The sequence below is a fragment of the Bradyrhizobium vignae genome, assembly GCF_004114425.1.
Lineage (GTDB): Bacteria > Pseudomonadota > Alphaproteobacteria > Rhizobiales > Xanthobacteraceae > Bradyrhizobium > Bradyrhizobium vignae.
Window position 1 is genome coordinate 1 of the sequence record NZ_RDQF01000044.1, and the last position, 21,819, is coordinate 21,819.

At 58.3% G+C, this 21,819-nt stretch carries 12 protein-coding genes and 2 pseudogenes; 8 read left to right on the plus strand and 6 right to left on the minus strand.

What is annotated here, in order from left to right:
- Positions 1-308 precede the first annotated feature (308 nt).
- Positions 309-1,745 (minus strand): porin, encoded by a 1,437-nt coding sequence (locus tag EAV90_RS28410; RefSeq protein WP_129145362.1) that lies wholly within the window; start codon positions 1,743-1,745, stop codon positions 309-311.
- Positions 1,746-2,529: 784 nt separating this feature from the next.
- Positions 2,530-3,369, minus strand: coding sequence for a Crp/Fnr family transcriptional regulator (locus EAV90_RS28415; RefSeq protein WP_129145363.1), 840 nt, complete (start codon positions 3,367-3,369; stop codon positions 2,530-2,532).
- Between the two features lie 2,126 nt (positions 3,370-5,495).
- Between EAV90_RS28415 and EAV90_RS28420 the strand changes: the two genes are divergently transcribed.
- From EAV90_RS28420 to EAV90_RS41310, 3 genes are all read left to right on the plus strand, one after another.
- Positions 5,496-7,043, plus strand: coding sequence for an acetolactate synthase large subunit (locus EAV90_RS28420; RefSeq protein WP_129145364.1), 1,548 nt, complete (start codon positions 5,496-5,498; stop codon positions 7,041-7,043).
- Positions 7,044-7,852: 809 nt separating this feature from the next.
- The gene (locus EAV90_RS41305) at positions 7,853-8,287 is read left to right on the plus strand and encodes an extracellular solute-binding protein (protein ID WP_283810517.1); all 435 of its coding nucleotides are present in this window, start codon (positions 7,853-7,855) and stop codon (positions 8,285-8,287) included.
- Complete coding sequence (locus EAV90_RS41310) at positions 8,281-8,607, plus strand: extracellular solute-binding protein (RefSeq protein WP_283810518.1); 327 nt, start codon at positions 8,281-8,283, stop codon at positions 8,605-8,607. Before EAV90_RS41305 ends, EAV90_RS41310 begins: the two co-directional genes overlap by 7 nt.
- A gap of 748 nt (positions 8,608-9,355) precedes the next feature.
- Here the strand turns inward: EAV90_RS41310 and EAV90_RS28430 are convergent.
- Positions 9,356-10,327, minus strand: coding sequence for an ABC transporter substrate-binding protein (locus EAV90_RS28430; protein ID WP_245509636.1), 972 nt, complete (start codon positions 10,325-10,327; stop codon positions 9,356-9,358).
- A gap of 1,539 nt (positions 10,328-11,866) precedes the next feature.
- Here EAV90_RS28430 and EAV90_RS28435 point away from each other — a divergent pair.
- The 4 genes and pseudogenes from EAV90_RS28435 to EAV90_RS28450 form a co-directional block, all read left to right on the plus strand.
- Positions 11,867-13,048 carry a M24 family metallopeptidase gene (locus EAV90_RS28435; protein ID WP_129145366.1) on the plus strand — a complete coding sequence of 394 codons (1,182 nt, stop codon included), beginning with the start codon at positions 11,867-11,869 and terminating at the stop codon, positions 13,046-13,048.
- Between the two features lie 665 nt (positions 13,049-13,713).
- Positions 13,714-14,610 (plus strand): annotated as a pseudogene (locus tag EAV90_RS28440) (IS5 family transposase); the annotation flags it as partial.
- A gap of 23 nt (positions 14,611-14,633) precedes the next feature.
- Positions 14,634-15,677, plus strand: a complete 1,044-nt coding sequence (locus tag EAV90_RS28445; protein WP_129145367.1) for an IS110 family RNA-guided transposase — start codon at positions 14,634-14,636, stop codon at positions 15,675-15,677.
- Positions 15,678-15,965: 288 nt separating this feature from the next.
- Positions 15,966-16,449: pseudogene (locus tag EAV90_RS28450) on the plus strand (transposase); the annotation flags it as partial.
- A 194-nt stretch (positions 16,450-16,643) separates the two neighbouring features.
- Here the strand turns inward: EAV90_RS28450 and EAV90_RS28455 are convergent.
- The gene (locus tag EAV90_RS28455; RefSeq protein WP_129145368.1) at positions 16,644-17,825 is read right to left on the minus strand and encodes a M20 metallopeptidase family protein; all 1,182 of its coding nucleotides are present in this window, start codon (positions 17,823-17,825) and stop codon (positions 16,644-16,646) included.
- Between the two features lie 549 nt (positions 17,826-18,374).
- Complete coding sequence (locus EAV90_RS28460; RefSeq protein WP_245509637.1) at positions 18,375-19,424, minus strand: ABC transporter substrate-binding protein; 1,050 nt, start codon at positions 19,422-19,424, stop codon at positions 18,375-18,377.
- Between the two features lie 553 nt (positions 19,425-19,977).
- On the opposite strand from EAV90_RS28460, the gene EAV90_RS28465 reads away from it, so the two are divergent.
- Entirely contained in the window at positions 19,978-20,193 is a 216-nt protein-coding gene (locus tag EAV90_RS28465; RefSeq protein WP_129145370.1) for a hypothetical protein, read from the plus strand.
- Between the two features lie 570 nt (positions 20,194-20,763).
- Here EAV90_RS28465 and EAV90_RS28470 read toward each other — a convergent pair.
- Entirely contained in the window at positions 20,764-21,747 is a 984-nt protein-coding gene (locus EAV90_RS28470; RefSeq protein WP_129145371.1) for a 3-hydroxyacyl-CoA dehydrogenase NAD-binding domain-containing protein, read from the minus strand.
- Positions 21,748-21,819 lie beyond the last annotated feature (72 nt).

Below are 21,819 nucleotides of genomic sequence, written 5' to 3' on the forward strand. Positions count from 1 at the left end.
TGATGTGATCTCGCGCTTTGCGCGCATGCTGATCTTCCCTGCCATACCCGCCACCGAACTGATTCGGCAGCTCCGCCCCAGACACGACAGGGAAGTTGTCCGGTAACATTTTTACTGAGGCAATGCGGGGGGCAATTTCCCGTGTCGCCCGACAGTCAGGAGAAGGTGGTCCAAAGCGAGCTTGCGGTTGAGCAGCGACCACCTGAAAAAAAGGGCGATTTAGCCTCCCCTGGGGACGTTTGTTAAGACCCCAGGGAGGGATGGGTAGCGAAATAGATCCTAGCTGGCGGCGCGCCGACAGATTAGTGTTAGAACCTCAAGATCGCACCAGTCAGGAAGGTAGTTGTGGACGGATTATCGTAACCGGCAGAAAAGCCTCCGCTGAGCTTTGACCAAACAACGCCACCATAAACGTCCCAGTGCTTATCGAACGTGTAAACGGCAGAGAGGGACGCAGTTTCCCAGGCACCTGAGCAGTAGGAGTGGCCATTGTCGGAGCATGGTGTGGCAGTAGCGGTCGACTGATAGTAGCCTTGCATTGCACGGTAATATGCCGCCGAGACCGCCCAAGAGCCGATCTCATACTTCGCGCCAAGCCACGCAAAGCCAACAATCTTGTGATCAAACGAATAAGCGGTGTTATTGACCCTACCGAACATATAGCCGCCGACCGTGGTATCCCCGATGGAAAGCGGGTCGGACGGGTTTGAATATGTGATGTGCTGATAGCCCGCGTACAATGTGAGCCTGTTGAGAGGAGCTCCTTTGGCACCGCCACTAAAATCATAGGCATACTTGCCCATGAGAGCCCACGCATCAGTGTTCTGTCCGGTGACAGTAAGGGTATTGCAGCTCGGCGTGCCAGCCACACCGCATCCGCCAACCCCGAAGAGGCCGGCTCTCACGGCGTCGCGCTCCGCGGTATATACCGCGTCGACATACAGGCCTTGCCAGTTAAAACCGAAGTTCGCTGCATAGGAATCGCCATGGAGAGACGAGCCTTGGTTCTGTCCCTGGGCGAACATGGCGCCAGCGTGAAGAAACTCGTTGGTGTAGACGTATTTGACTGAATTGTTCCACCTGGTCGCTTCGGTTGCTCCCGCGCCAGCGGAGAATCCGAGCCCCCAGAAAATCGCCGAGAAGTCGGCGATATTAACCGGGTCGAAACCCCAGATGGAATCCGCGGCGAGCGAATTGTTTCGACCAACCTGCAGCTGCCCGTAGGTTTTGTTGCTTACTCCGACCCAGACTTGGCGGGTGAGCCCACCGCATTGGTTCGAGTCCCCGCTTGTCGTTTGCTGGCTGTTCGGCTTGCCATTGTTGTCGATCAGAGTCTTACAGCCGTCGTTAATTTGGCCGGTCAGCGGACTGAAGCCGGTTTCAATCCTTCCGATCGCTTTCCAGTCATATCCGAGGGGCTCCTCGATCTTGAGCCCGACGAATGAATAGCCTTGCGTATTTATAGTCGAAATTGGGCCTCGCCCGGGAGGACTCGCGAAGACGTTCGCATTCACTCCCGCGAAGTAGTTGCCGATCGGAGCAGCATTGTCTGAATAGGCGTATCCAAGATCTAGCGCGCCGTAGAGCGTGATACCGTTCCACGTCAGGGAATCAGGGATTGGGTTCTTTAGAGCCGGAGCCTTCAGGACCTCGCCGACATCCGCAGCTTGCGCAGTGACCGTCAAGCCAGCAATTGCCAGCCCACAGATTACACCTTTTGCAACTCGTCTCTCAATGGTCGTCATACTTCCCCCTTCATCTCAAGTTAATCAATGCGCGATACATAGTGCTGGATTACGTTCTTCACTCTGATCACGTCATGACAGCACTCACCGTTTTGATTCTGGACAGCACTATTGGCCTTGACCACCGATCGATTGCGCGCGCTTGTTCTACGGATTGCAAACCTATTAAGAGCGGCCACTGACCAGCCGCGTGGGACAGCCGAAGTCGCGAACACTGCTTTCTCAAACTGAGGACACGTCGGGACCATTGACTAGGATTCTCGTGATATCGCAGCAGGCGGCGGGGCAGGCTCATTCCATGACACGCAGATTAAGCCTAGCCGACTGCGTCCCTCGGCGGCTCACAATCTCAGTACGTATCGGACCGCGAAAACTAGTCTGCACCGGCAGCGTGCTATATTTGCATCACGCGTATCCCTCCCGTGTACTACAGTTCGCGACCAAAAAGGTCATTCGGTCGTGCAGTCTACCAATGGTAGACAGCCCACGTTTCCGTTCACGGCTCAAAGCGCGTCCGCTCGGCCTTTGTCGGCATCATCGACGGATCGGCGTGGGATCTTCGCCCAGGGTTCGCCGCGATAGGAATCGGTCAAGTCGAACTACTCGCCCGTTGGCAGCGTAACATGTTGGCGCTGATGTAAGTCCCCGGATCGGCGCAGCTCATTCCTGTCCTTAGGAATTTCGACCTACGGCATCGGTTCAGCTTCGCCAAAGAAGCAGCCTATGGGGCGAGAGTGCGGTCGTTAGTGAGTTGAACATCTCATCGGAATGAGGGGCGACCTTGCTAAATCGGTCGATGTTTTGATGAAATCAGCGGCTCCGACGACGCATAACTGTCGGAAATAAGCTTGTAGCAGCCACAAGCCCTTTGCTCCAAAGCTTTGCGTTCATCGATTTGCAAGGCGCCGCGCATCTGACGAATTAATTTCTGTTCTTGGAATCGGATTAGCGTCTCTGTTACGCTAGCGCGACGCAGTCCTAGGACGGACGAAAGGTAGTCATGGGTGACTGGGAGCACATGAGCGCCAACAGCATCACTCGCCAAACAGAGCCAGCTGGCGAGCCTCTTCTCACGATCATGCCGAACTCCGCATAGTCCTGTTTGAGCGCAATGGACGCCCAGCGCCTGAACGTACCGAAAAAGGTGCTCTCGAATTTGAGGCCGCTCGTCCATGACTCGGCGCAGATCCTCGACAGGAATGCGGTACGCAGTTCCGGTAAGGAGCACTACGCACTGATGCGTCGAAAGATGCCCTCCCAGCAAGAGCGAAGCGCCGACGGCGCCCCGATAGCCTATGACCGCCGTTTCAAGGATGCTCCCTGTGGCGACGATCCTCAGCGATACAAGTCCTGATTCGATGAAGTAAACGTAGTCGAGATGGCTCTTCGGGCTTAGCAAAATCGTCCTTTCTCTCAGGACGATCGGCTCAAGAAACTGATCCAATGCCGCACGGTCTTGCAGAGAAAATCTCGCCAAAATCGCATTTTTCACGGAAGGCCAAGTGTTGCGACGCGTCGTGTCGGCTAAGTGATGCATCGGCCCCGTGCCGCACGCCGGGTCGAGAGCTTTACAAGCTGAGCCGTCATGCGGTTCGAGAACTGCGGGTACCTGCTGCTGGGTCATGTGCGGTCCGCCCTTGGCCGCGAATCTATGATTCTCGCTGGCTGGAATTAACCCCCGAGTGTAGTTGGATTTCGATCTGATTTAATGCGGCGTGCCGCCAGCCAACGCCGAAATGCCGCGCTTATGTAGGCTCTTTCGATGGATTTCGACGAGATACACGTGACGATTGGCCCGGGAGGCCCGGCGGGGCAATTGTGATTCCGCCAAGGCCGATCGCTAGTCGTCGACGATGAGGTGCCCTTACAATGTAGACGCCTGGTTGAAAAGAACAAGCTTTTCGTGGGCGCCAATCAGGGGCAGTGGGCGTCCCGCCTTGAGCGGCGGAAACGTCGTCTTGTCCACACGCCGCGGTCGCCGACACCCACTATGCGGCGGATGCCGTTGAGCAAGGGTCCGGCGTGCTTGCTCCCGACCATGGCGCCAGCTCGATGATGGCATCGACCACGAAAGCGCTCTGCCCGCAGGCAGTGCAAATTGTGAATTTCAGTTCGATGGACAATGGGCGCGGCGCCGACTGATGTGGGTACACTGATAGGCGCGACAGCATCGGTCCCCCCGTGCTTTAATGTCTACTGGCGGCTCGCCGCGCGCCCCAGCGGCGCACCCTTGATCGAACGAATCATCGCTTCGGCGACAGGATATTGAGCGAGAGGGTATCGAGTGCTACCGGGAAGCCCTACGTCTCAGCGGCGGATACCGTCTCGGCGGTGGTACAGGCGCGCTCGGGCGCGGCCGCTCTACCACTTGGCCAGCTGCACCTTGCTCGGGCTCGTTCGGTGTGCTGGCAGGTAGTGCCGCCCTGGGGAACGAGCGGCGGGGGCAGATCAAGCTCGCCCGCGAAAGGCTTCGCCAAACCCGGCCCGTTCCCCGTGGCGACCACGGCTCGCGCTGGGATGCCATCGGTCTCGTACTGCTGCAGCCGCTCCTTCGAGAGCACAAAGGGCTGTCCGGCTGCTTATCGCGGACCGCTTTGAGCCCGCAGAGCTTCGGGGATGGAATCCGGCCCCATGGTGTAGGTGAAGAAGCCGAGAATGGACCGGGGACAGGTAGTCACCCTCTTGCGACACGGCCTCGGTGAAGTGGTGCTTAGGTTGCGCGGTGCGGTCTACCAGATCGCGCGGCGCAGCGAAGGAAACTAGCTCTTAAGATGCTGCTGCGCGGCGGCCGTCAGACCCGCCGCCTCGTCAATGTCGGTCACAATGCAGACGCTACGTGTCAAACCTATGGCCGGTGGAGTATGCGCGTAACCATGCCGAAGTCGGCCAGCGCTGCGTCGTCACTTTGCGCGTCAATCCTACGCGCCCCGACTGGACGCGATCCGCACTCGGAAAGCTCATTTCCACCAAGGAGTGAAGCTGTCGTAGAAGCCCATGCGTCGGTTCATTTGCGGAGCAAGCTCGCAACCATGTTTTCGAAGGGACGTTTGCTGCCTACGTTGTCCTGATACTGCTCTACTTGGATCGATGAGTGCTGCTCTTTCAGCGGCCCCTTTCCCCCAACAAGCGACACACCAGAGCTTTCGTACCGAAGAGTTGAGCCATCATTCGGTTACGCAGACGTATTGGCACCAAGTCTGCTAACGCCGAATTTCCCCACAGCGATGGCCTTGCGTGGCCGTTATTTTGCTCGAAGCGTGAGAATTTGACGTTTTTAGACTAGCAATGCCTCTATCTTGATCTCGTTGAGTTTGGCTCGATACAGTCGGCCGTTGTAAAGGCGATTGCGAGCGTGCTTCTCTCCTCAAGAATGAACAATCATATCGAACAGTTGTGAGTGGCCCGAGCAATAACCAGGCGGCGGAAAACCAGCTGACGGCCGTGAAGTCGGCTTGCCAAGCAGCTCTGCTGCTCACACCACCCTCCATCAATGTCAACCGAGAGAGCACTACTTCCTCGAACATCAGAGCAGCGAGAAAGAAGCTATATTTCTTCTTCGGAAGCCACCTAACGAGTCGCAATCCTCATGGACTGTGTTAACGGCTTCACGTGCGCTGCCGAACACTGTCTCGGTCATAGACGTTCTCGTACCGGCCTAGCAGGGCACTAATGAGCGCTGTTCCTTTGGCGGAAACGCTGAAAGTCGTTGCTTGAGCACGGACCAATCGCTTGCCTAAGGGAGCTTGAAAAATGAACGGTGCTGAAAGTCTGGTGCGGACCCTTGTGAACGGGGGGGTTGATCTTTGTTTCGCCAATCCGGGCACCTCCGAAATGCACTTCGTTGCGGCGCTTGACCGCGTGCCAGGTATGCGCTGCGTACTCGGCCTGTTCGAGGGCGTGGTGACGGGAGCAGCCGACGGCTATTTCCGAATGAAGGGCACACCGGCGTCGACACTTCTGCACCTCGGCCCGGGCCTCGCCAATGGTCTCGCTAATTTGCACAACGCCAAAAAGGCGCATTCCGGCATCATCAATATCGTCGGCCAGCATGCCGGTTATCACATCGGCTTCAACGCGCCCCTGACCTCCGATATCGAGGGCCTGGCGCGACCGATGTCATCTTGGGTCCACACCTCGCAGGATGCCAAATCTGTTGCCGCCGATGGCGCCGCGGCGATTGCGGCCGCCAAGAGTTCCCCGGCGCAAATCGCGACTCTGATCCTGCCTGCCGATACCGCGTGGAACGAGGCTGCCGGCATTGCCGCGCTGGCGCCCGGCCAGCAACACCCATCCTATTCGCCGCAGGCGCTCGAGACCGCGGCAAAGATTTTGCGCGGTGATGGCGAGCGCACGTTGCTTCTGATCACCGGAAGTGCGCTGACCGAGCAGGGACTGCTGCTGGCAGAACGTGTTGCCGCCAAGACCGGGTGCACGGTAATGGGTCCGACCTTCCGCCCTCGCATGGCGCGCGGCCGTGGTCGTTTCTCCATCGAACGGATTCCGTACGTTATCGAGCAGGCATTGTCGACGCTTCAGAAATTCCGTCATATCGTGCTAGTCGAAGCCGATGATCCGATCGCGTTTTTCGCCTATCCGAACAAGCCCAGCCTATTGAAGCCCGAGGGCTGCGATGTGCATCGTATGACCGCCTGGGGGGAGAATTCGATCGCCGCACTTGAAGCGCTCGCCAGCGTGCTTCGTGCCGGAACGAACGACATTGTGCGGCAGACGCAGCCGGAACTGGTCAAGCCGACTGGTCCGCTTAACCACACCACCATCGCGCAGGCGATCGCCTATGCGCTTCCCGAAAATGCGATCGTGGTCGACGAATCGATCAGTACCGGCCGGGGTTTCTTTTCGGCGACGGCGGCGGCCGCACCACATGACTGGCTACAAAACATGGGGGGCTCGATCGGCTTTTCAACACCGGTTTCTATCGGAGCCGCGCTCGCCTGTCCGGACCGCAAGGTTTTCTGCATGGTCGGTGATGGCAGCGCGATGTACACTATCCAGTCACTGTGGACGCAGGCCCGTGAAGGGCTCGACGTCGTCACGATTGTGTTCGCCAACCGCATCTACCAGATCCTGCGCGGCGAGTTCGATGGCGTTGGCGCCGGCGAGCCGGGCCAGCGCGCTCTCGATATGATGAAAATCGACCGGCCAACCCTTGATTTCGTTGCCTTGGCGCGCGGCATGGGTGTGCCGGGCCGCGCGGTGAGAACTGCCGATGAGTTCAATAACGCTTTGGCCGCGGCCAAGGTCGAGCCCGGACCAAGGTTGATCGAAGTTCAGATCTGAAGCGTGCAGAGCGCGACAGGCGAGGCGAGATGTGAGCAAAACTGAACTAACGTGATTTGCGGCGGTTTGCGAGTTTCACGCTGCTTGTTCGGAGAAGGAGCAAGCGCACCATCACGTTCGCGCCGCATGCAACTGAAATAGTTCTGTACTGGGGCCTTCTCAGAAATCGGCCGACTCGTCGGAAGCAACTCCAGCTCGGCTTGCTTTTCGTGCCCTCCCCACGCGTACTGAGCCTTGATGGGGAAAATCCGGTTGCGCATCGATAGGCGCGACTAGGTTCGACGCGCGAAGAACGACAAGGCCGCAATACCGCTCACCGGCGGCACGTGGTCGTAGAGATAGATGGACCGATCCCATTCAAACGGTGCTGGCTATAGAGGCCCATGCGTGGCACAACGTCTGACGTCATGGTGTGGTGAGCATGCGCGACGCGGGACAAGCTTACTACGACTTTGCGCGTCTTGTATCACCGAGCAGAGAGCGGCAGTGCACAAAGTCGAACTGCCGCAGGGTGCAACGGCCCGCAAGGTGGGCATTTTAACGGGGTCAATTGACGCGGGTACAGTACTCATCTTAGCGACGCAGTTCGCTCGAATTTGGGTGGTCAGCCCACTCGGCGTTCGACAATCGTCGTGCTTTCCCCAACGCTAATCCCCGCGAGAGCGTGGAATCGCGGTATTACGTGTACTACGAGTGAAGCGCGCAGACCGTCCATGTCAATTGCGTGACCCCACATGATCGTCTCGGCGTGCAGGTGATGCGCGCCAACAAGCGCATTCTCCTCTTCAACGAGATAAGGGCGCAAGATGATGACGAAGACGTTCTTGAAAGTAGCGAGCACAGCTGCGGGCTTGATAGCGGCCATGCTGGTGCCCGTTGGGTATGCTTTCGCCGCCGACCAGTTGACCATTTCCTCCTATGGAGGAGTATACCAGGCAAGCTTGCGCAAAGCCGTTTTGGAGCCCTTTTCGAAGGCGTCCGAAGTGGTTATCACTCAAATGGGCACCGATCGGTCGAAGTTGCAAGACGCCGACAAGTCAACCTGCGGAGCGCCCTACGTCACCTCTGCCATGTTGATCGGCTATGACAAGAGCAAACTGCCGACTGGCCCAAAGACCATCGCCGACTTCTTTGATTTGCAGAAGTTCCCCGGCAAGCGCGGACTAAAAAGATCGCCCGACAAGGCGCTCGAGTGGGCACTAATGGCTGACGGTGTTCGCGTCAAGGAGTCTACAAGGTGTTGAATACGTCTGAGGGCGTTGACCGCGCCTTGCGCAAGCTCGACACGATCAAGAAGGACGTTGTCTGGTGGCAGTCAACCTCCCAGCCGGCGCAGCTTTTGGCTGATGGCCAGGTTGTGATGACGTCAATCCACAACGGGCGCATCTACGATGCCGTCAAGAACATCGGCAAGCCCTTCGAAGGTGTTTGGGACACGCAGATCCAGGAGACGGCTGTCTGGATCATTCTCATCTCGCTTACTCTGCCCTGCCCCAGTCGCAGGCGCGACTTACGCAATACCTTCCTTACGGGCCCGTCAACAAAGACGCCATCGCTTGGTTGATCCGGAGATGAAACCCTATCTTCCTACTGCGCCTGAGCACATGCCCAATGCTCTGATCAGAGATTCCAGCTTCTGGACGGAAAGGGGTGACGAGGTGCTCCAGCGCTTCAATGTCTGGCTCGCGAAATGAGCAAGCAGAAGCAAGCGAACGAAACGACCGATGCATCGAATGCGATTCGCATCCGTCGACCGAGGTCGCGCACCGTCGGAAAATAAGGTGCGTGGATACGACCTCTTTTGCAGACCACGACGTTGCGATTCGCAACATCGTCCAATGATGAATGGAACTGTCGCTCGACTGGAAAGGCTTCACGCTCCTGAAGCACGAGAGGCGCTTCTAACGAGCGCGATGCGGAAGGAGAAAACGTCTTAAGAGACATAACTTCCTTTCACCGAGGACGACCTCAGAACGCCGGGGGTCAACAGGGGACATCGCCTCATGCTTCGTTCGCTCGGGCCGACAGTACGCTCGTTGTGAGGGCACAACCTAAACGCTATTACCAAACAATCATAGCTTGGGGCAGGGGCGGCGCAATATTGACGCTGCCTACAAGGGCCGGACCGGCAATAAGGAGGAGATCTTTTCTCTATCGAGAAATAGATTTTGCTAAGCTGGCGCGTGACATGGATTGCTTCGGCGTGCGAGTTGAGAATCCGGCGGATCTTTCTAAAGCATTGCGTCAGGCCGGCCGAGCGTGATTGAAGAGGCGAGAAGAACCGCGCAAGTGCTCCCCCGCCTCGTTTTGGTCTACTTCGCGAGCCAAGCAGTAAAGCGCTGTTTCAGCTCATCGCCCTTGTCAGCCCAAAAGTCAGCGTCACTATGCAGGGAATTGCCCACATGGCCGGGCGCAGTCACAAGATCGGGCAGTATCGCCGGATCAAGAAACGCGGTCGCGTCGTTGTTAGCGGGTGGATAGGCGATGTATTCTGTCAGCTTACCCTGCACCTGAGGCGAAGCGGCGAACTCGATGAACCGGTAGGCGGCGTCCAGGCGCGGACTACCCTTGGGGATCACCCAGACGTTTCCTGTTCCCCACTTTGCGGCATCCCACATGATCTGAAAATGCCTACCGGTATTCCTAGCCGCGTCGGAGATGCGACCGTTCCAAGCCGAGGTCATTACTACTTGGCCATCGGCGAGAAGCTGCACCGGCTGCGCGCCGGACGTCCACCAAATGACGTCGTTCTTGATGGTGTCGAGTTTCTTGAAAGCGCGCTCGACGCCCTCGCGCGTACCGAGGGTCTTGTAAACGTCTTTGATGGCCACGCCGTCGGCAATCAACGCCCATTCAAGATTGTCTTGTGGATTCTTCCACAACCCGCGCTTGCCGGGTAATTTCTGCGTATCGAACAGGTCGGCGATTGTTTTCGGACCGTTTGGCAATCTATCCTTGTCATAGGCGACGATCGTCGCAGATATGACCGAGGGCACCCCACAGTCATACCTTTCGCCGTCCACAAACTTGGTCCGATCCAGGCCGAGTCTCTTCCAGTCGATTTTCTCCAGGATACCGTCGGCGCACAATTGATTGACCCAGACCGAGTAGCCGTCGACGACGTCCCAACTCACAGTCTTGGACTGGACCATGGCTCGGATTTTGGCGGCCTCGCCATTGTACTCGTCTTCAACAATCTCAATTCCGGTCGCCTTCGAGAAGGGCTCGAACCAAGCCTTCCGCTGACCGAGCTGCAGGGCTCCGCCCCAGGAGACGATCGTCAAACGGTCTCTAGGGAAAGCTGGCGCTGCAGGCACTAATCCGTTCACTGCAAGTCCGGTTGCGGCGATGGCGCAGACGATAGTCAAGGTTCCCCGCATCCTATCGATCTCCTTTTGCTTTGCCGTCCTAAGGAGCGGCGTTGACAAATACGGGAACTGTCGGCGGCCTTCAAAGTGGAGTCGAGAGGTCGGTTGCTCATGCGGCCGGACAAATAGAACGGCTGCGCAAGCTGCGCACGGAAACCTTCGAAAGGGTTTGTCGTGTTGGAGGTATTTATTATCGGGCGGCTGGAGTTGAATTCCATTCATGTGTTACCTCGATCTGCCGAAATCCTGCGCCGATCGGCGGAATTTGAAGCGTTATGTTCGGCACACGGGATTTCTCCGTTTGATCCGCAGTGATTTCGGTCGTTCGAGCGCAACCACATTTGCGGTCGCCATGCGCAACTCGCCCGAGCAGCTCGCTGGATCGAAGATTGTTGAAGCCCCATAGGGGAGCATCGGACCCCGTCGTCATCACTTTCCTCTCTGTATGCGCGTCGCAGGCTTTGTCCCGGCGAAGCGTCGCTCCGACGCAGACACGCCGAATAGCGCTTCTCTGACGACATCAGGGGAATTCCAGAGGTCTGCCTCAATCGATCGATTTCCTTGCGCGTGAGCTAACCAGCGACGCTGTTTGCCGCTGCTGCCGAGACGCGGCTTGCCGGCCGGGTCATTACGACCGCCGCCGCAATCTCCGGCAACCCGACCGCCCGAAGCCGAAGGGGTGGCCGCCGCGCCGCGCCAGCTCGACATCCTTCAAGGAAGTCGAAGCTTGGTGAGCGCTGCCACTGCCGGGCATGGAAGCGGGCGCCCGCAGCTCCTCTCGCGGAAGATTGTGCAGAGCGGCGTAGCAGCGCCCCCATAGCCCCAGAAAAGCTAGTAGGTAGGCGCGGGCGCCTGACGACGCAGTGGGAGTCCGATGGGCTTCGCCCGGAGTGGGGTTTCCCGTTCCGGCAGATCCGTATCCTCCGGCTCCGAAGCGGGATCAGCCCATCTGGTGTCGCCCGCAGCTCGAATCGGCCACGCAAACCAGTCCAATCGGACCAACCGAACTCGAATTGCGATTTTAGACGAGCGTTGATGCGTTTATTGCCTGAAAAGTTCGTATTTCCCCTGTGGGAGCGGACTCTGCGACCATAAAAGGCCCTATATCGCGGAAATTCCGCGCTGGCAGGCAGTAACATTAAAGCCAAATGTTACATCGTTCGGCGTGGGACGCAACTTTGGGGCTGATTCAAGATGAAGATCGTGCAGCAACTTGCGCCGCTCGACGTCCGACCGGTGCAATACGCCGAGGATTGGCTGCAATCACCGGCCCCAAGGTCATCGCTGATCGGTAACCGCACGTGTATGTCCCACACAAGGGCTCTAGATCGTACATCGTGGTGACCCGCGCTTCTCTGGATTGGCAGTGGCAACAGGAGTTGCTGGACGTAAACCGGCGTGAACAATGAACCAGGCACTTCCCCATTTCGTTACAAACTGGATGGAGCTTAGACGATGACGATCAGCAAAGGAAAGCAGCTGTTTCCGCGAGAAGAATACCTGCGCAGGCTTGCTGCAGTGAAGGCAGAAATGGCGCAGCGCGACATCGAAGCGTTTATCGTAAGCAGTCCCGCGAACATCACGTATCTTTCAGGTCACACTGCCCACACGGCGTATGTCCCGCAAGGCCTTGTGATCTCGATGCAGGAGGAGGAACCGACCTTTGTCATGCGTCGCATGGATGCGCCGGCAGCTATCCACGAGTCATTTCTCAACCGCAACAACGTGATCGGCTATCCGGAAAACCTGATCGCAAACCCTGAGAAGGACGGCTACGACGTCATCATCGATTTTCTTCACGACCGCGGTCTTGCAAACCGCGGCGTAGGCTTGGAGCCCGGTTTCTTGACGCTTAAACAGTTTGGGCGGGGCCAGGACAAGTTTGCGACGAGACTGCCAAAAGCAAGGATTGTGGATTGCTCCAGAGCGATCGACTGGATTCGACTCGTTAAGTCCGAGCTCGAGATCGCAGTAATGCGGGAAGCCGCCGCCATCGCTGACGCGGCAATCATGCGTGCGGCAGACGTGATACGTCCTGGCGTGCGTGAAGCTGACGCGGCCGCCGAGGTCATCGGAACCCTAGTCCGCGGTGCCAACGGCAAACCCGGAACGGCAATTGCGCCCTATTGCATGTGCTCCTCGCCACGCACAGGAACAGCCCACATTCGATGGAGCGACGATGTCTTTCGGGATAGTTCGCAGATCAATCTGGAAGTCGGTGCCGTCCGCCAAGGCTATACTGCTGCGCTGATGCGCACTTACATAATCGGCAAGCCTTCTGACCGTCTGCGTCGTCTCCATGAGGCGGAGGTCGCCGGCCTGGAGGCGGCGCTGAACACGGTTCGACCTGGAGCGACCTGTAGCGAGGTCGCAAACGCGTTCTATCGCACACTTGAGAAGCAGGGTTTCACGAAGGAATCGCGATGTGGGTACGCGATCGGCATTGACTGGACAGAGCCGACTGCGAGCCTGAGGGATGGCGACATGACAGTGCTTAAGCCAAACATGACTTTCCATGTAATGCTTGGCAACTGGATTGACGAGGATTTCGGTTATGCCATCAGTGAGACCTTCCGCGTTACCGATTCCGGCGCTGAAGTCTTAACGACTGCACCACGCAAGCTCTTCGAGCTTTGATTGAAGGCCCTAAGGCCATTTCGCCCAATTATGATCTGCAGGGACCGCGGCCCCGCCGGTCCCTCAGTCTTCGGAGTGGCCGTCGTGAGACGCTCGACTGAGGCCTATGCACGCGTTGTGATCGAATGTGGGAAGAAGCTCATGGTATCGGGTTGCGAGGTGACCTGAAGAACTTGTTCGTTGCTATCGATAGACTGACATCGATCTGAACTCGGAGAAACATCGAGGCAAACGTGCATTCCTCGCCTGGCTCAAGGACGAGCGGTATCACGAGCTCGGCTCGAGCACGCATGCGCAAGACCCATCGGCCGACCTGCGTGGCAGGCATTACAGAGGCACCAAGACCTACAGGTCCCGGCGGGTTTCGCGCGTATCGGATGGCTAGTGGCGCACGATGTTGGTGTTACCCCAGTCTCGGCAGGCAAATGGCCTCCCCATTGAGCGCTAAACTCATGGGCATGCCGAGTTAATCAACAGCAGGATCACTCTAGACAGTCGCCTGTGAAAAAGCGCCCAAACCGTTGAATAGGAGTCGTTTTTTTTGGGGCGGCGGTGGTTTTGGAATTGCAAGCTTTCGAGGGCTAAAGCCTCGAAGCTTGCAAATCCATTTTGAAGATTTCCTCGAATCGGCAGTCGTGATTCCTTGGTCGCAGCGGAGGGGAACGATGCGACCCAAGAAGCCGGAGACGACGGAAGGCGATCTGTTTCGCGCCAGGCTCGATCAGATCATCAATCTGAAGCACGAGCTGGTCCAGCTCGGTACCAGGATCGACTGGGACTGGATCGATCGCGAGATCGCACCGCTCTACAGCGAGAAGGGCCGACCGGGGATCGAGAGCCGTTTCGTCATTGGGCTGCTGTTGCTGAAACACAGCTACGGCTTATCCGACGAGGGCGTCTGCCAGCGCTGGGTCTTCGACCCGTATTTCCAGCACTTCACCGGGTTTGAGTTTTTCCAGCACGAGTTTCCGCACGAACGAAGCGATCTCAGTCATTGGCGCAAGCGGCTCGGCAGCAAGCTTGAGCTCTTACTGGCCGCGAGTCTCAGGGTGGCGCACCAAACCGGCGCGTTGCGGACGCGCGATCTCAAGCGGGTGACGGTGGACACTACCGTGCAGCCCAAGGCCATCACCTTCCCGACCGATGCCAAGCTGGTCCATGCGGCGATCAGGGGGCTCAACCGGCTGGCTCGCGCGCATGGCCTTGAGCTGCGGCAATCCTATCGGCGCATCGCCAAGCAGGCGGCGATGATGGCGGGTCGTTATGCCCATGCCAAACAGTTCAAGCGCCATCGTCGGCAATTGCGCCTGCTGCGGTCGCGGCTCGGCCGCCTGATCCGAGACATCCGCCGCAAGATCGCCGGCCAGCCAGAACTCGAAGCTGCGTTCGAGCAACCGCTTTCGCGCGCAGGCCAGATCCGCTCCCAGGAGCAGCGGCAGCGCGGATACAAGCTTTACTCCTTCCACGCACCCGAGGTCGAATGCATCGGTAAGGGCAAGGCCTCAGCGCCGTATGAGTTAATGGCATGGACCACGCCCGCTCTCAACGGCAAGGTAGAGCCCCGGCAAGAGAAGGAGCGCAAACCATGTCCCATACGAACATTGTCACGATCGGCATTGATCTAGGCAAGAACACATTCCATGTGGTGGGGGTCGATGCAACGGGTGCGATCATCCTACGCAAGAAGCGACCAAGAAATCAGCTTGAGCAGTCGCTGGCCAATGTTCCGCCCTGCCTGATCGGAATGGAAGCCTGTGCAGGAGCACACCACCTGGGTCGCAAGCTCGAGAAATTAGGCCATCAAGTACGGCTCTTGCCAGCGCAGTATGTGAAGCCATACCTCAAGGGCCACAAAAATGACTTCCCTGATGCCGAAGCCATCGCAGAGGCGGCGCAACGCCCGACCATGCGCTTTGTCCCGTTGAAATCGGCCGAGCAACTCGACTTGCAGGCGCTGCACAGAGTTCGCAGTCGATTGGTGACACAGAGAACCGCGGTCATCAATCAAATCCGAGGTTTTTTGCTTGAGCGAGGGCTGCCAGTTCGGCAGGGAGCGGCAGCACTCCGATTGGCACTTCCACAGATTCTCTCGATGCTCTCGGATAACTTGTCGCCTCGAGTGGTTCGGCTCATTCAGGACCTTGCCGAAGACTGGCGCTTTCTCGAGCGGCGGGTCGCATCGATCACGAAGGAAATCGACGAACTCGCTGATCAAGACGCACACTGTCGCCGCCTGATGAGTGCGCCGGGTGTCGGACCAATCATCTCAAGTGCGATGATCGCCGCGATCGGAACTGGTGATGCCTTCCATAAGGGCCGCGACTTTGCAGCATGGCTTGGCCTCGTACCGAAACAACTTTCGACCGGCGATCGAACCATTCTCGGCCGCATATCGAGGCGTGGCAATCGGTACCTCCGAACGCTGTTCATTCAAGGGGCCAGAGCCGTACTTCTAAGGCGTCAGAGTTGGCCCAGGCATGGCTTCGGAGCCTGGTTGGAAGCAGCATCCAAGCGGTTCCACTCGAATGTACTGGTAGTCGCCCTGGCCGCAAAACTCGCGCGCCTAGCCTGGAGCATGCTCGCAAAGGGCCGTGATTGCGACGCCAACTTCATGGGCCACGCCGCGTAAGACACGGCCGGGAAGGAGAAGATCCACGGTCCAACCGGAACGGCACAACATCCCGCCGAGGTTTGCGAGACGGAAAGGACGATGGAGCAACGGTTGCACCGACACCTCTGAAGCCTGGTTCGACGCCATGGCCCTTCTTGAGGCCGGCGAGTTATTGAGGACAGAAGTGGGCGGATATCCATAATGGCTCGAGGCGAGAGCCTCAAATCGAAGCCGGATAGATTGGCGCAGACCGCTACATCCATTTGTCGATTCCTCTTGCAACGCGGGCGTGGTCCATAGATCGGCGTCAAGGCTTCGATCGTCACCACCAATGCCCGCGCCCCGGGCGGCCAGTTCGTGCTGCACGCCAAGGCGCTGCCGGGTAACCCCTTTGACGGGCACACGCTCGGCGAGGTCATCAACAGCACCGAGGCGCTCACTGGCGCGGAATCGAGCGCGCCTATGTCGACAAGGGCTATCGCGGTCACGAAACAGAAAACCCGCGCCGCTCTTCATCTCCGGCCAAAAGCGTGGCGTCTTCGGGGTGATCAAATGCGAACTCAGACGCCGCTCCGCCATCGAGCCCGTGATCGGTCATATGAAGACCGACGGACACCTCGGCCGCTGCCATCTCAAGGGCCGCGACGGCGATGCGGCCAATGTCGTCCTGACCGCCGTCGGCCACAATCTTCGCCTCGTCCTCGCCTGGCTGAAGCTTCTGCTGCACCTAATACTGAACGCTTTGATGCAGCTGCTCCCTCTCATCCCCGCGCTCAAACCAGATTCTTAACGGACGACTAGACATGCGCTCAGGAGCCAAGCATATCCAGCCCGAGCCCAAGACCTATCTTGTTGAGCGGATTGTTCTACGAAATGCACCAGATCCACGATGCGCAGCGACTATCCCCGCCCTGGGAGTTGGAGTGATTCTCACTGCGGATGAAGCAGGCGTCCGTATGGCAATGCCGTCGAGTGTTGAATGTCTCAGGGAGTGACCAGATCGAGTACATACCTGACTGCGAGCTCCGTCGTCGGAATGAGGAGATCATCGGCGACTGCGAATGTTGGCGTATGCACCAGTGATTCGTTGCCAGCTGTGCGGGTACCAAACCAAAAATAGAGCGATGGCACGCATGCCGCGTAGAAGCCGAAGTCATCGCTACCTGCAGCGCGCTTTTTCGCGGTCAGGGCCTCGCGGCCAAGCGTGTCGTGAACGACTTTCCGAAACCGCCTCACCATTTCGCTATCGTTGACGACAGGAGGCTCGCCTGTGCGAACGATGCATTCGGCTCGTCCACGATGCATGGCAGCGACGCCTTCGGCGACTTCGCGCACGCGCTGGGATAGCAGCGTGCGCCGTTCCGGGCTGCGCGTCCTGATTGTGCCTTCCATGACGACGGAGGGACAGATGATATTGGTCGCCTCGCCGCCATGGATGGTGCCGATCGTGACGACCGCGCCATCATCGACCGGCATCTCGCGGGAGACCACCTTCTGCACCTCGTTCACGAAGGCAGCAGCGATGGCGATTGCGTCGACGCCACTATGTGGCGCCGCGCCATGCGCCATCTTGCCAGTGATGTTGATCCTAAACTGATCCGCGGATTTGGTTATCGAGCCCTCGCAGGCGTCGAACACGCCAGCCGGAATATCGGGACTAACGTGGAAGCCAACGGCGCCGTCAAAGCCGTCCAACAGCTGTTGTTCTTTTACCGTACGCCCGCCGAGCGGCTCAGCCTCTTCGGCTGGATGGAAGAATACGCGCACCTTACCGGCGAAATTGTCGCGCATGCGGTGGAATGCGAGCGCAGTGCCGAGTGCGATTGATGCATGTACATCGTGACCGCAAGCGTGCATAATTCCGCTGACCTGCGAACGATAGGGTAAATCCTGGCGCTCCTCCTGAATAGGGAGAGCATCAATATCGCCGCGCACGGCGATCGATCGCTTCGGGCCGGACGCGGTGCCGTCGATATCGATATAGAGACCAGTGTTGTGGAAGACTTTCGCACCGTCGAGACCGAATCGCTGAAGTATGTTGCGAATGCGCTCCTGTGTCTTCCATTCTGCGTTGGAGAGTTCAGGCTCGCTATGCATCGCGTGACGTAGCTCAATCACGGCCTCGCGCTCGGCATCGGAGAGAAAGCTATTGGTACGTGTGCTCATGCAGCTTTACTTTCATTCTCATTTTTAGAGTGACAGCCCGCCTCTCGTGCGGCGTGCTGCCAATGTAACGTGATTGTTGTTCGATGTGGCTGTGACAATTGTCAAACTCGTCAGACTGAACAGCGGATCAGACCCGGACGTGAGATGAAAGATCACAGGGATCGTGGAGATGCGAGGTCATGCTCGCAATCATAGCTTGGCCCGAAGCAAGTTTCTCCATTCTTCGCCCTGTGTTCGCGGAAATTCCTCGTGAAAGGCGATAAAGGCGACGCTTTAATGCGAGTTGTTAGGTCCGTTCTGTCACTTTGAGTTAGTTCGTCGGGGCGCGCCAGAATCCAGCCAAAGTCAACTACTCGGTGACGAAGTCATGAGCACCATCGATTGCTAAAGGGCATCCGGCATAGCACGATCAGGCACCAGTCTGCAGCTCGTTGACCAAGCCGACCTCGACCCGCGCCGCCCGCACCATCTTCACCAACACCGGTCTCACTCTCGGTATGTCCGCTCGAGGCGGCAACGAGAGCATGCCCTCCCTGCCGCCAGTTGTGCTTACTTTGCGACCCAGACGGTAAAGCGCTGTGTCAGCTCGTCGCCCTTCTCGGACCAAAATGCAGCGCTAATCAAAAGGGAATTGGCCATATGGTCAGGCGCATTCGGAAGATCGGGCAGGATTGCCGGATCTACGAGCGCCAACGCCTCCTTGTTGGTCGGCCCGCAAGGCATGATGCTTGAGAAATGGGCCTGCGGCTGGGGCAAGCCTGCAAATGCTAGGAACTTGTAAGCTGCATCCACATGCGGGCTGCCCGCAGGAATGACCCAGACGCCCATGCTCAACTGCTGGGTATCCCACATAATCTGGAAATGCTTGCCGGAGTTCTTGACGGCATCGACGATGCGGTGGCTGTAGGCCGCGGCCATGACGACCTGACCATCTGCCAGGAGCTGCGGCGCCTGTGAGCTGGTCTGGAACCAGACGATGTCCTGCTTGATCGTGTCGAGTTTCTTGAAAGCCTGCTCGACTCCGGCGGGGGTGCTGAGGACCTTGTAGACGTCCTTGATAGGAACCCCGTCCGCGATGAGCGCCCATTCGAGGTTTTCGACGGGCCGCTTCTGCAGTCCACGCTTGCCAGGGAATTTTTTTGTGTCGAAGAAGTCGGCGATGGTCTTCGGACCATTCGGGAACTTGTCCTTGGTGTAGGCGATGATCTTGCCAGTGACCACCTCCGGCACACCGCAGTCAGTCGTTTCGCCCTCAATGAAACTGGACCGGTCGAGACCCAGCTTCTTCCAGTCGATGGGCTCAAGGGTGCCTTCGGCGCATAGTTGTCCAGCAAGCCCGGGATAAAGATCCACCACGTCCCAGCTCACGCTCTTGGACTGGACCATAGCGCGGATCTTGGAAATCTCGCCGTTGAACACATCTTCGTTGACCTTGATCCCGCTCGCCTTTGAGAAGGGATCGAACACCGCCTTCCGGAGGGCATCCTGAGCGGGTCCGCCAAACGATGTAATCGTCAGTTGATCGCCCGCAAAGGCGAGTTTCGGTGGCGCAATTGCTCCCGCTGCCAGGCCGATTACAGCCAGTACAGCTACGTTCATCAACCGTGTCTTCCTCATCGTCTGCCCTTCCTCTGTTATGTTATACTCTACGCCTACTAAATGGTCCCGGAGTTGCCGAGAGAGACCTTGCTCATATGACGCTTCGGCCTGTCGTCACTCCGCGTTTAGGCCATGCCGCGCTCAGCCCAGCCCGTCCAGGCTTTCGGAATTCGGCACTGATCACAAACCAGCATCGTGAGCGCGACGCGCTTCTGCTGGCCGCCGGAAAGCTGAGCAGGCCGGCGAACGCGTTGGCCGCGAAGCGGTCCGTGTTTTGGGCGATCACTGTCTTCTGGTCTCGATTTCGATTCTGCCGCGCTCGTCCAGGCGGGACGGTCATAGGCGGATGAAGCGCGCATACATTGAGCGGAGCTGCCCGTTCTTGATCGGCGAGGTGAAGGCTCGGCAGTCGACGACGTTCGGCACGCGTGGGGCATCTCTCAGCGCCACGGCACCTATTCACAGGCCTTCCGAAAGTGCCACAACACCTATCTACGGAATGGGGCGGAAGCTGACCTGTTGTGACAGCGTCGCCGGCCGAAAACGGTGCTAAGTGGGCATTGAGGCCGAGTTCATCAGCACCCGCATGAATCGGAAAAAGACCCGTGTCGACCCGCCCGAACCGCTCGAAAAGACCATGTCCCGGGTCTTCAAAGGCAATCAGCCCAACCGCTGCAGCTCGGTGAAGCAGGAGGAGAATGGCCGCATCGTCAAGCCCAAGTGTGGTGAATTCGGCGAGCCGATCTGCACAAGGCATTCCGCAACATGACGCCACCGCTGACCCCCGCCTTCATTGTCAGCCTGACCTTCTCTATTGCAGCGATACTATTGGGCAGCCGGCGTTGAATTTTATGCATGTTACGGCTCAGTTAGCCGAAATCCTGCGTCGAACGGGGCGAATTCGAAGCATTGTGTCGATCCCTTGGCGGAAGAGCCGGCGCCACTTGCTTAGCGCATCAACTGCCAGGACTCGGACGCCTGGCACAGTGCACGACCTTTGCTGGTCCGGATCCGACCAGCAGCAACAAGAACCGGATGGTCGGCATTCGAACCCACGCCAGCTCCATGCAGCAATTCGCCTGTTCGTCGGCGCCAGGCAGTAGCCACCCACCGGTTGGAGCCAATGAACACGCTCGCCGGTCCACGGCGAGCACCTGTTGGAGCAGCCTGCTAAGCTTATGCCGTGTTGCCGAGTCTCAGCACTGTTGGACGACGGATCTACGCGATGATCAGGGGGTCGCAAATGCGCGGGTATTTCTCCCGGACGACGCTGTTGCCACCCCTTAGAAGCAGATCACGATCATCTTGTGGGACAAACGTAGATCTCTTCCAGCTCTGCTCAGACGCCGTGTCGAGAAACACCCGCGTGACGCTGTGCAAGGAGCGTCTCGATCACCGCGCGGTCGCGTGTTGCCGAAAGCGTGGCTTTGTCACGACCAGCTTCCATGGCGCGGCACCCCTCAGCCATGGCTTGAATAAACTCAGGTGTGAACTCGGGAGGCGTGTGGTGGGAAAGAGACCGTTCGCTGCCCAGATTGAACCGTTCGAAATAGCCGCTGATTCCGCCAGCACTGCTCCCCATGTGGCGTACCATGCAGGGGCCAATCGCACTCCAGCGCGGAGCCAAACCATGTACGACCGCGGCATCAATCTGCTGGGGCGTAGCGTGTCCCTCAGCCACGAGGTGCATGGCCTCGCGCTCCAGCGCTGCCTGCAGATGATTGGCGATGAAGCCCGGAATCTCGTGATCCATGCGGATCACGACCTTGCCGATCGACTGATAGAACGCCTCTGCGGCAATAAGCGCCTCTCTACTGGTATGAACTGCACCAGCAACTTCCACGAGAGGAATGAGATAAGGGGGATTGAATGGATGCCCGACGATGACACGCGCAGAGTGCGCGGTCCCGGCTTGGAGATCGGCAATGCTGAACCCGGATGTGGAAGTGGCAATGACCACATCGGGCGGCGTCATGGGCTCGATCGAGGCGTAGAGGTTTCGCTTCAATTCCAGCCGCTCGGGAGCGCTCTCTTGCACGAAGTCTGCGGTCTTCACCGCCTCCTCAATTGTGCTCGCCCAGTTCAGGGTGCCGCGATCCTCGGCACGCGCGCCGAGGCGCTCCAGGGTCGGCCAGGCGGTCGTAAGGATTTGGTCGAGGCGATCCTTGGCGTCAGGCGCCGGATCCCACACCGTCACGTCGAGCCCGCGCGCAAGAAAAAGCGCGACGAAACCGCCGCCAATCAGTCCTGTCCCAAGGCAAGCGACCCGGCGGATGCGATCAGGCCCACGGAAGGCGTTCGCACTAATCTCATGAATGGCCATCGTTTAACCCTTCTTTGGCATTGGAATTACGAAGACATGGCCGCTGATCCCTCGGCCTTGGCTGTGCCACCG